Annotated in this window: 1 protein-coding gene; it reads left to right on the forward strand. The window is 41.0% G+C overall.

All coding sequences use genetic code 11. The features are described from left to right. Nucleotides 1–982, forward strand: a 982-nt coding sequence (locus tag ACRCJ0_RS15480; RefSeq protein ID WP_431391081.1) for a Sapep family Mn(2+)-dependent dipeptidase, incomplete at both ends; no start/stop codon positions are given.

Here is a 982-nt window from a genome sequence, read left to right on the forward strand (position 1 = left end):
AGACGATAAATGGGATACTGATCCATTCAAACCCGAAATTATCAACGACCGCATCTATGCCCGTGGTGCTTCAGACGATAAAGGTCCTTTAATGGCTGCCTACTACGGCTTGAAAGTCATCAAAGAATTAGGCCTACCAGTTGAGAAACGTGTTCGTTTTATCGTTGGTACTGACGAAGAAAGTGAATGGCAAGGTGTCACACGTTACTTCGAAGTAGAAGAAGAACCAGATTTTGGTTTCTCTCCAGACGCGGACTTCCCAATTATTAATGGGGAAAAAGGGATGTACTCAGCTAAGCTAATATTCGACCGTCGTTCTGAAAAATTACTTTCATTTGAAAGTGGTCTTCGTGAAAACATGGTACCGGGTGAAGCACATGCAGTTGTGACTGGATTGACCTCTGATGTCAACCAAATCGTTGCCGATTTCCAAGCAGCTAATCCAGAAATCACAATCATTGTAAGTCCAGACGCTGATGCAACGGCAATTACTGTTGAAGGTAAAGGCGTTCACGCAATGAATCCAAGTGTTGGATATAATGCGGCAACATATTTATCTAAATTATTATTACAATTAGACGATGATTTAGCCCAAGATGACCTGTTGAAATTCTTAGGTGACCTATTACATTTAGACTTTAATGGTGAAAAATTAGGTATTGCCCATGAAGATGAAATTATGGGTAAAGTAACTGTAAACCCAGGTTTGGTTGGCGAAGAAGGCGGCAAATCATACACTGTCTTAAATATTCGTGTACCACGTGGTAAAGAATACAGTGAAATTGATGCAACATTTGCGGCGCACGGAGAAACTTACCACTACAACTTTGTAGATGGTACGAAAACTAATAAAGTACCGCATTACGTACCAGCAGATGATCCTTTGGTGCAAACTTTACTAGCTGTTTATGAAAATCAAACAGGCGAAAAAGGGCAAGAACGTTCAATCGGTGGGGGAACCTACGGCCGTTTACTAAAACGT

It is taken from the genome of Aerococcus sp. L_32 (genome assembly GCF_050689315.1).